Source organism: Desulfuromonadales bacterium (assembly GCA_035620395.1).
Taxonomy (GTDB): domain Bacteria; phylum Desulfobacterota; class Desulfuromonadia; order Desulfuromonadales; family DASPGW01; genus DASPGW01.
The window spans coordinates 1-9,710 of record DASPGW010000304.1; the positions used below are offsets into that span (position 1 = coordinate 1).

Below are 9,710 nucleotides of genomic sequence, written 5' to 3' on the forward strand. Positions count from 1 at the left end.
CGCATCGCCGCCTTCGCCGGCACCGGCCGGCTCGGCCCCTTCCAGAACGCCTACTGGGGACACAGCGCCTACCGCCTGCCGCCCGAGGCGAACCTGATGGCGGTCGCCCACTACCTGGAGGCGCTGGAGTGGCAGAAGGACATCATCCGCATTCACGCCATCCTCGGCTCGAAGAACCCGCATCCGCAGACCTTCCTGGTCGGCGGCATGTCGATTCCGGTCGACCCCGACAGCCAGAACGCCCTCAACGCCGACAAGCTCGCCCATATCCGCAAGCTGTTGCGCAAGGCCAGACTCTTCGTCGAGCAGGTCTACATTCCCGATCTGCTGGCGGTCGCCTCCTTCTACAAGGAGTGGGCCGGGATCGGCGGCGGGGTGGGGAACTTCCTCGCCTACGGCGATTTCCCCATGGACAACAGCGGCGGCACGGAAAACCAATATTTCCCCCGCGGCGTCATCATGGCCAGGGACCTGGCCAACGTCCAGCCGATGGACGAGACGAAAATCACCGAGTACGTCACCAGGTCGTGGTACACCTACTCGAAGGGGGACGACAAGGGGCTACACCCCTACGACGGCGAGACCAACCACAGGTACACCGGTCCGCAGCCCCCCTACGAGTGGCTCAACACGGACGAGAAATACTCGTGGGTCAAGGCGCCGCGCTACCTGGACCAGCCGATGGAGGTCGGGCCGCTGGCGCGCATGGTGATTGCCTACGCCCAGGGACACAGGGAGGTGCAAGATACGGTCAATTTCGTGCTCGGCAAGCTGGGGGTCGGACCCGCCGCCCTCTTCTCCACCCTGGGACGCACCGCCGCCCGCGGCATCGAGACGCTGCTGCTGGCCCAGAAGAGTGAAGTCTGGCTCGACCAGCTGGCCGACAATATGGGGCGGGGTATCTACGAGGTGCACAACAAGGAGAAATGGGATCCGGCCACCTGGCCGAAGGAGGCGCGCGGCTTCGGCTACCACGAGGCGCCGCGCGGGGCACTGGGCCACTGGATCCGCATCGAGAACGGCCAGATCGCCAACTTCCAGGCGGTGGTCCCCTCCACCTGGAACGCCGGGCCGCGCGACCCCATGGGGCAGATGGGGCCGTATGAATCGGCCCTGGTCGGCACCCCCGTCGCCGACGCCGAGCAGCCGCTGGAGATCCTGCGCACCATCCACTCCTTCGATCCCTGCCTCGCCTGCGCGGTGCATCTGCTCGACGGCAAGGGGACGGAGATCATCCGGGTCAAGGCTCTGTAGGGGCACGGCGCGCCGAGCCCCTGCCACTCCTTTGGAGGTTTTATGCTTGAGATCCGCTACGTCTGGGAATGGCCGGTCCGCATCACCCACTGGGTCAACGTGCTCGCCATCGCCGTATTGTCGGTGACCGGCTTCTATATCGGCCATCCTTTTTACACGGCGACCGACACTGCCCAGTACATCATGGGCTGGAACCGCTTCATCCATTTCACCTTCGCCTATCTCTTCACGGTGTCGATCATTGCCCGGCTGATCTGGGCCTTCCTCGGCAACCGACACGCCTCCTGGAAAGCCTTTTTCCCCTGGGCCTCGAAAGAGGGGCGGCGTAACATCGCGGGTACCTTCAAATACTACACTTTTCTGCAGCGGCAGGTCCCCTCCGTGCTGGGGCACAACGGCTTGGCGGCGATGGCCTACTCGGCAGTCTTCGCCCTCTTCCTCCTGCAGGTACTGACCGGTTTCGGCCTTTACAGCCTGTACGCGCCCGATGGTGCCATGGCCGCCAGCTTCGGCTGGGTTGTCTCGCTGCTCGGCCTCCAGGGGGGGCGCCTCATCCACCACCTGATCATGTGGCTGTTGCTCGGCTTTGCCGTTCACCACGTCTACAGTGCCTGGCTGATGGATGTGAAGGAGAAGAACGGCACACTTTCCAGCATCTTCGGCGGTTACAAATTCGTCGAGCCGGAGGACCTGAATTGAGCATTCTGGTCTTGGGTCTCGGCAACGCCCTGATGACCGACGATGCCTTCGGCTACCGGATGATCGAGGCGTTGCAGGAGCGTGTCCAATTCCCTGCCGACGTGGCCGTGCTCGACGGCGGCACTCTCGGGCTCGACCTGCTGCCACGGCTGGAAGGAATCGAGCGGCTGCTGGTCATCGACGCTCTGGAGATGGGGGCCCGGCCGGGGACAGTCTTCCGTCTCGAAGGGGAGGAGGTGCCGCGGGCCTTCGCCGGCAAGCTTTCGGTGCACCAGATGGGGCTGCAGGATCTGCTGGCGGTGGCTGAACTGCAGGGGAACCTGCCGGCCGAACTGGTCGTCTGGGGGGTGCAGCCGGAGTCGATCGAAATGGGCCTGGAGCTGACCGCGCCGGTAGCGGCGGCGATGGAAGAGGCGATTGCCGGGGTGGTCGGCGAGCTGCGACGGTGGGGGGTGGAATTGGGACAGGCGGCGTAGGGAGGGCCGGATGCGCAGGATACGAGTCATCGGTGTTGCCGTTGTAACCCCATCCGTAGAGACGTTCCGCCGTGGTGTCTCGTCTTTTCGGCGATGACCATGCGCAATCTGGGGTTGTTTGCCTGTCTTGTGACCCTGCTCGCCGCCTGCAGCGAGCAGTTCCCCGCCTACCCGCAACGACAGCCCCCGCCAGGCTTCCTGGAAAATGCAGTGAACCGGGCCGCCGGAGCAGCGATTTTTCGTCAGAACTGCGCAATCTGCCACGGTACCGCAGGCGAGGGGCGCAGCCCCCGGGCCGGCTTTTTCCAGCCCCCGGCCTCCGACTTTCGCGACCCCGGGCACCGCACCCTCGACCCCGCCTATTTATACTGGCGCATCGAGACCGGCAAAACGGCGGAGCCCTATCTCTCCCGCGGCTCGGTGATGCCGGCCTGGGGGCACTATTTCAGTGAAGAGCAGATCTGGCAGCTGGTTGCTTACCTGCGCAGCCGCAGCGGCAGCTGAGTCGAAAATTAGGCATCGAAAACGAACGGGGCGGCCTCTTGCGAAGCCGCCCCGTTCGTTTCGGCAGGGATGGGTCTGCGCTCAATCGTAGTAGTGGAAGGTCGCCTTGGGATCGCGCTGTTCCCAATGCTCCGGCGCGCGCCAGAGGCTGGAGAGGATCAACTCGCGGATGTGCAGGAACTCCTTCGGCAACTGGTCGTAGAGCTTGATGAAGAGCTCCTCGTGGGAGAGGATCTCCTCCTTCCAGAGGTCACGGTCGACAGAGGTCAGGTCGTAGAACTGTTCGCGGCTGACGTTGTCGAGGCCGTCCCAGTCGAGATCCTCGTAGCGCGGCATCCACCCGAGCGGGCTCTCTACCGCGGCCGCCTTGCCGTGCACGCGGTCGACGACCCACTTGAGGATGCGCATGTTCTCGCCGAAGCCCGGCCAGAGGAATTTGCCGTCGGCGTCCTTGCGAAACCAGTTGACGCTGAAGATGCGCGGCGGCCGGGGGGTGGAGCGGCCGACCTGCAGCCAGTGGCTGAAATAGTCGGCCATGTGGTAGCCGCAGAAGGGGAGCATCGCCATTGGGTCGCGGCGGACGTTGCCGATGGTGCCGACGGCGGCGGCGGTGGTCTCCGAGCCCATGGTGGCGGCGAGGTAGACGCCGAAGGGCCAGTTCAGGGACTGGTAGACCAGGGGAATGACGTTGCTGCGGCGGCCGCCGAAGATGAAGGCGCTGATGGGTACCCCCTTCGGGTTCTCCCAGTCGGGATCGATCGAGGGGCACTGGGACGCCGGCGAGGTGAAGCGGGCGTTGGGGTGGGCGGCGGGGCGGCCACAACCGGGGGTCCACTCCTTGCCCTGCCAGTCGGTCAGTTTCGCCGGCGGCTCGTCGGTCATCCCTTCCCACCAGACGTCGCCGTCCTCGGTCAGCGCCACGTTGGTGAAGATGGTGTTGGCGGCGCAGGAGGCCATGGCATTGGGGTTGGTCTTGGCCGAGGTCCCCGGCGCCACGCCGAAATAGCCGTACTCGGGGTTGATGGCGTAGAGCTGGCCGTCGGGGCCGGGCTTGATCCAGGCGATGTCGTCGCCAATGGTGGTCACCTTCCATCCCTTGTCCTGGAAGCTTTGGGGAGGGATGAGCATGGCGAAGTTGGTCTTGCCGCAGGCGCTGGGGAAGGCGGCGCCGACGTAGGTTTTCTCCCCTTCCGGCGACTCGACCCCGAGAATCAGCATGTGCTCGGCCAGCCACCCTTCGTCATTGGCGATCTTCGAGGCGATGCGCAACGCCAGGCACTTCTTGCCGAGCAGGGCGTTGCCGCCGTAGCCGCTGCCGTACGACCAGATGGAGCGCTCCTCGGGGAAGTGGACGATGTACTTCTCCTTGTTGCAGGGCCAGGGGACGTCCTTTTGCCCCGGCGCCAGAGGCGCGCCGACCGAGTGCAGGCACGGCACGAAGTCGCCGTCGCCGAGCACGTCCAGGACCGCATTGCCCATGCGGGTCATGATGCGCATGTTGACGGCGACATAGGGGGAGTCGGAGATCTCGATCCCGATCTTGGCGATGGGGGACCCCAAGGGGCCCATGCTGAAGGGGATGATGTACATGGTGCGCCCCTTCATGCACCCCCTGAAGAGGGTGCTGAGCTTCTCCTTCATCTCCTTCGGGGGCATCCAGTTGTTGGTCGGCCCGGAGTCGTGCCTGGAGATGCTGCAGATGAAGGTGCGGTCCTCGACGCGGGCGACGTCGATCGGGTCGGAGCAGGCCAGGTAGCTGCCCGGGCGCTTCTGCTCGTTGAGTTTGCGGAAGGTGCCGCTTTTCACCAGGAGGCTGCAAAGCTCGTCGAATTCCTGCTGCGAACCGTCGCACCAGTGGATTCGTTCCGGCTCGCACAGGGCCGCGACCTCCTCGACCCATTTCAGCAGCTTGTCGTTCTTGGGAACCTCAAAGCTCATGCCTGTCGCCTCCTTATCGGGGATGTGAACCGAAACGTGAATTGTGTCTGGCCGGTTGCAAACAAAATTTTAAAGGACACAGTATACATAATAGATGATGGATTTCCAAGGGGAAAGGCCAGGTCGCCACCCCTGCGCCGCCCGGTGAATTTTTAGCCAAATTTTCGAAATATTTTACTTTTATATTTTTGATAAATTTGCTAAAGACCATCCAATTGAAAAAAACAGGGGGATTCCCTCATCTGGACCATTCTTCCCGACAGGTAAAAACGGCGGTCGGCCCATTTCCCATCGACTCTGCAACCCGTCGCGGCGGAGCCGGGCGACCCGATCCCATTCCATCAAGGAGATGACATGATCCACGCCAGAGATCTGGGGCTGAAGAGCGTCGGCAAAATCTTCCACAACCTAGGCTATGACGACCTCTTCGAGCACGAATCGGGGAATGCCGAAGGTCGGGTCGCCGCCAACGGGACGATGATGGTCGACACCGGCAAGTTCACCGGCCGCTCGCCCAAGGACAAGTACTTCGTCCATCAGCTCCCCTCCTTCCAGAATATCGCCTGGGGCAAGCTCAATCAGCCGGTAGCGCCGGAAGTCTTCGACGAGCTGCATGCCGAGGTGCTCGACTACCTCTCGGGCAAAGACCTGTACGTCGCCGACGGCTTCTGCGGCGCCAACGAGAAGACCCGCAAGTCGGTGCGTTTCGTCACCGAATTCGCCTGGCAGTCGCACTTCGTCAAGAACATGTTCATCCGCCCCGGGGGCGCGGACCTGGCGGGCTTTGCCCCCAACTTCACGGTCTACAACGCCAGCAATCTGCCGAACCGCAACTGGGAGCGCCACGGCCTCAACTCCGAAGTATTCATCGTCTTCAACATCGAGAAAAACGTCGCCATCATTGGCGGCACCTGGTACGGCGGCGAGATGAAGAAGGGCATCTTCACCATGATGAACTACTGGCTGCCGCTGCAGGGGATCCTCTCCATGCACTGCAGCGCCAACGTCGGCAAGCAGGGCGACGTCTGCCTCTTCTTCGGCCTCTCCGGAACCGGCAAGACCACCCTCTCCACCGACGCTACCCGCAAGCTGATCGGCGACGACGAGCACGGCTGGGACGACGACGGCATCTTCAACTTCGAAGGAGGCTGCTACGCCAAGTGCATCAACCTTTCCGCCGAGAGCGAGCCGGAGATCTTCGGCGCCATCCGCCGCAATGCCCTGCTCGAGAACGTCGTCGCCGACGAGAGCGGGCTGATCGATTTCGATGACCAGTCCAAGACCGAAAACACCCGCGTCTCCTATCCCATCGAGCACATCGCCAACCACGAGCCCTCCCTCAGGGCCGGCCATCCGAAGAACATCATCTTTCTGACCTGCGACGCCTTCGGCGTCTTGCCGCCGATTTCCAAGCTGACCCGCGAGCAGGCGATGTACTATTTCCTCTCCGGCTACACCGCCAAGGTCGCCGGCACCGAGCGCGGCGTCACCGAACCGACGGCAACCTTCTCCGCCTGCTTCGGCGAGGCCTTCCTGCCGCTGCACCCCACCGCCTACGCCCGCCTGCTCGGCGAGAAGATGGCGAAGCACGGGGTCAACGCCTACCTGGTGAACACCGGCTGGAGCGGCGGCGGCTACGGCGTCGGCAAGCGCATGAGCATCAAGGCGACCCGCGCCTGCATCAACGCCATTCTCGACGGCGGCATCGAGGCGGCGGAGTTCGAGCAGACCCGCTGGTTCCGGCTCAACATTCCCAAGGTCCTGCCGGGCGTCGACAGCGGCCTGCTCAACCCGCGCAACGCCTGGGCGGACAAGGAAAAGTACGACGCCACCGCCAACAAGCTCGCCGGCATGTTCATCGAGAACTTCAAGAAATACGTCGTCGCCGGCGACGACTTCGATTTCACCAAGGCCGGTCCGCAGATGTAGGCTGTGCGGCGACGGAGATTCGACAGGGGCGGTTCCCGGGGGAGCCGCCCCTTTTCTGTTATGCTGAAGCAGAACCTGTCTTGCCGGAGAGTGGAGTGCCAAGGTGTGCCTGATTCTGTTCGCCCATAAGGTTCATCCCGACTACCCGCTGGTCCTGGCCGGCAACCGTGACGAGTTCTACGACCGGCCGACCGCCCCGGCGGCCTTCTGGGCGGACGCGCCGGAAATCCTGGCCGGCCGTGACCTGGTCGGGGGCGGCACCTGGCTGGGCATCACCCGGGCGGGCCGGCTGGCCACCGTCGCCAACTACCGGCAGCCGGCGGAAAAGCACGTCCAGGGCCTGTCGCGGGGATTGCTGACCGTCGATTTTCTCTGCGGCGCTTCCACACCGCAGTCCTATCTCGAAACCGTCGCCCGGCTGGGTGAGGGCTGCAAGGGGTTCAACCTGCTGGTCGCAGACGGCGACGAATTCGCCTACTATTCCAACCGTGACGGCGTCATCCGACGACTGACCCCGGGTATTTACGGCCTCAGCAACGCATTGCTCGACACTCCCTGGCCCAAGGTGGCGCAGGGGAAGGCTGCACTGGAAGGGCTCCTGACTGCTGGCCCGCCGGAGCTGGAAGCGCTGCTGGCGATCCTCGCCGATACTTCGCGCCCGGCGGACCACCTGCTTCCCGATACGGGGGTCGGGCTCGAACGGGAACGCCTCCTCTCTTCCCGCTTCATCGCCTCGCCCGACTACGGTACCCGCGCCTCGACGGTCGTGCTGGTCGACCGGACCGGGCGGGTCACCTTTGTCGAGCGGAGCTTCGACCGCTCTCCGCAGTGCTGGCAGGAGGTCCGCCACCATTTCCGGCTGCAGAAATGAGCCGCAATGGCCGTCCGGAGGGCCCGCCGGCGGGCAATTACCGGCTGGACATTTGCGTGTCATTTCTGTATCTTTTGGGAAATCGTGGCCTTTTCAACCGGTTATCGTTCATCCCCCCGTTCCGTTCCGGGCGTGTCGGGAAGCGGGACGGTTGGCCGCTGCCTGCCCTTGCAATGCGCAAAACCTGTGGAAGTCGGAGAAATTCTTGGACAAACCGAACGAAAAGAAGGAACTGCAGATACCCGAAGAGCTCCCGCTGCTGCCCGTCCGGGACGTGGTCATCTTCCCCTATATGATTCTCCCTCTCTTCGTCGGCCGCGAGAAGTCGATCGCTGCCGTCGATGCCGCCCTGGCCCGCGACCGCCTCATCTTTCTGGCGGCGCAGAAGGAGCTCGGCGAGGAGGAGCCGAAGCCTGAAGACATCTTCACCGTCGGCACGGTGGCGATGATCATGCGGATGCTCAAGCTTCCCGACGGCCGGGTAAAGATCCTGGTGCAGGGCCTGGCCAAGGGGCGCCTGCAGTCCTTTGTCGCCGAGGACCCTTTCTTCGCCGTGCACGTCGAGCGGGTCCACGAACCGCGCGCTCCCGAGTTGCCGCTGGAGACCGAGGCGCTGATGCGCACGGTCCGCGATCAGTTGACCCAACTGGTGAGCATGGGCAAGGCGATGGCCCCCGAGATCATGGTGGTGCTGGAAAATCTCGAGGACCCCGGCAGCCAGGCCGACCTGGTGGCGAGCAATATCGGCCTCAGGGTAGCCGACGCCCAGGCGCTGATCGAGATCTTCGATCCGATCGAGCGGCTGCGGAAGGTCAAGGATATCCTGGCCAAGGAGCTGGAACTGGCGGCGGTGCAGAACCGCATCCAGACGCAGGCGAAGGAGGAGATGGGCAAGAGCCAGCGCGAGTATTTCCTGCGCGAACAGCTGCGCGCCATCCAGGCGGAGCTCGGTGAAACCGACGCCCGCGCCGAGGAGGTTGCCGAGCTGCGGCAGAAGCTGGAGCAGGCCGGTCTGCCTGCAGAGGCCAAGGGCGAAGCGGAGAAGCAGCTGCGCCGACTGGAGACGATGCATCCCGAGGCCGCCGAGTACTCGATGCTGCGTACCTACATGGATTGGCTGGTGGAACTCCCCTGGAGCCGCTCGACCAAGGACAATCTCGACCTGAAGAAGGCGCGCAAGGTTCTCGACGAAGACCATTACAACCTGGAGAAGGTCAAGGAGAGGATTCTCGAATTCCTCGCCGTGCGCAAGCTCAAGAAGGAGCTCAAGGGGCCGGTCCTCTGCTTCGCCGGTCCGCCGGGTGTCGGCAAGACCAGTCTCGGCAAGTCGATCGCCCGCGCCCTGGGGCGCAAGTTCGTGCGCATCTCCCTGGGCGGGGTGCGGGACGAGGCGGAGATCCGCGGCCATCGCCGCACCTATGTGGGGGCTCTCCCCGGGCGGGTCCTGCAGGGGATGAAGCAGGCCGGCACCAACAACCCGGTCTTCATGCTCGACGAGCTCGACAAGGTCGGGGCCGACTTCCGCGGCGACCCTTCGGCGGCGCTGCTGGAGCTGCTCGATCCCGAGCAGAACCACGCCTTTTCCGACCACTACATCAACCTGCCGTTCGACCTCTCCAACGTGCTCTTCGTCGCCACCGCCAACGTCATGGACCCGATCCCCTCGGCGCTCAAGGACCGCCTCGAGGTGATCCGCCTGGCCGGTTACACCACCGAAGAGAAGCTCTCCATCGCCGGGCAGTACCTGGTACCCCGGCAGCTCGAGGCCAACGGACTGAAGCCTGCCGACGTGCGTTTTTCGAAAAACGCCCTGCTGAAGATCATCAGCGAGTACACCGCCGAGGCGGGGCTGCGCAACCTGGAGCGGGAGCTGGGGAGCGTCTGCCGCAAGGTGGCGCGGCGGTATGCCGAAGGACGCAAGAAGCCGGTCATGGTCACGGAGAGCGCCGTCAGCCGCTTCCTGGGGCCGCCGCGCTACCTGCCCGAGGAGGAGCTGCGGCAGAGCCAGGTGGGGGTCGCCACCGGCCTCGCCTGGACCG

At 64.1% G+C, this 9,710-nt stretch carries 8 protein-coding genes; 7 read left to right on the plus strand and 1 reads right to left on the minus strand.

Annotation, left to right across the window (positions count from 1 at the left end; translation table 11 throughout):
* The 4 genes from VD811_16370 to VD811_16385 all read left to right on the plus strand — a co-directional run.
* Positions 1-1,254, plus strand: a 1,254-nt coding sequence (locus VD811_16370) for a nickel-dependent hydrogenase large subunit (protein HXV22560.1), incomplete at its 5' end; no start/stop codon positions are given.
* Between the two features lie 42 nt (positions 1,255-1,296).
* A complete protein-coding gene (gene cybH, locus VD811_16375; protein HXV22561.1) occupies positions 1,297-1,953 on the plus strand; it encodes a Ni/Fe-hydrogenase, b-type cytochrome subunit in 657 nt (218 codons plus the stop codon).
* A complete protein-coding gene (locus tag VD811_16380) occupies positions 1,950-2,429 on the plus strand; it encodes a HyaD/HybD family hydrogenase maturation endopeptidase (protein HXV22562.1) in 480 nt (159 codons plus the stop codon). Before cybH ends, VD811_16380 begins: the two co-directional genes overlap by 4 nt.
* 99 nt (positions 2,430-2,528) lie before the next feature.
* The gene (locus tag VD811_16385) at positions 2,529-2,933 is read left to right on the plus strand and encodes a cytochrome c (GenBank protein ID HXV22563.1); all 405 of its coding nucleotides are present in this window, start codon (positions 2,529-2,531) and stop codon (positions 2,931-2,933) included.
* Between the two features lie 81 nt (positions 2,934-3,014).
* Here VD811_16385 and VD811_16390 read toward each other — a convergent pair whose 3' ends face one another.
* Positions 3,015-4,871, minus strand: coding sequence for a phosphoenolpyruvate carboxykinase (GTP) (locus VD811_16390; GenBank protein ID HXV22564.1), 1,857 nt, complete (start codon positions 4,869-4,871; stop codon positions 3,015-3,017).
* A gap of 354 nt (positions 4,872-5,225) precedes the next feature.
* Between VD811_16390 and pckA the strand changes: the two genes are divergently transcribed.
* The 3 genes from pckA to lon all read left to right on the plus strand — a co-directional run.
* On the plus strand, positions 5,226-6,800 hold the full coding sequence (gene pckA, locus VD811_16395) for a phosphoenolpyruvate carboxykinase (ATP) (protein ID HXV22565.1): 1,575 nt from the start codon (positions 5,226-5,228) through the stop codon (positions 6,798-6,800).
* Positions 6,801-6,903: 103 nt separating this feature from the next.
* On the plus strand, positions 6,904-7,671 hold the full coding sequence (locus VD811_16400) for an NRDE family protein (protein ID HXV22566.1): 768 nt from the start codon (positions 6,904-6,906) through the stop codon (positions 7,669-7,671).
* Positions 7,672-7,876: 205 nt separating this feature from the next.
* Positions 7,877-9,710: endopeptidase La (gene lon / locus VD811_16405; protein HXV22567.1), on the plus strand; the 1,834-nt coding region annotated here is incomplete at its 3' end.

Excerpts from the sequence above, each read along its gene's own strand:
- VD811_16390 (HXV22564.1), bottom strand. The coding sequence starts at position 4,871 with ATGAGCTTTGAGGTTCCCAAGAACGACAAGCTGCTGAAATGGGTCGAG.
- pckA (HXV22565.1), top strand. The coding sequence starts at position 5,226 with ATGATCCACGCCAGAGATCTGGGGCTGAAGAGCGTCGGCAAAATCTTC.
- cybH (HXV22561.1), top strand. The coding sequence starts at position 1,297 with ATGCTTGAGATCCGCTACGTCTGGGAATGGCCGGTCCGCATCACCCAC.
- VD811_16385 (HXV22563.1), top strand. The coding sequence starts at position 2,529 with ATGCGCAATCTGGGGTTGTTTGCCTGTCTTGTGACCCTGCTCGCCGCC.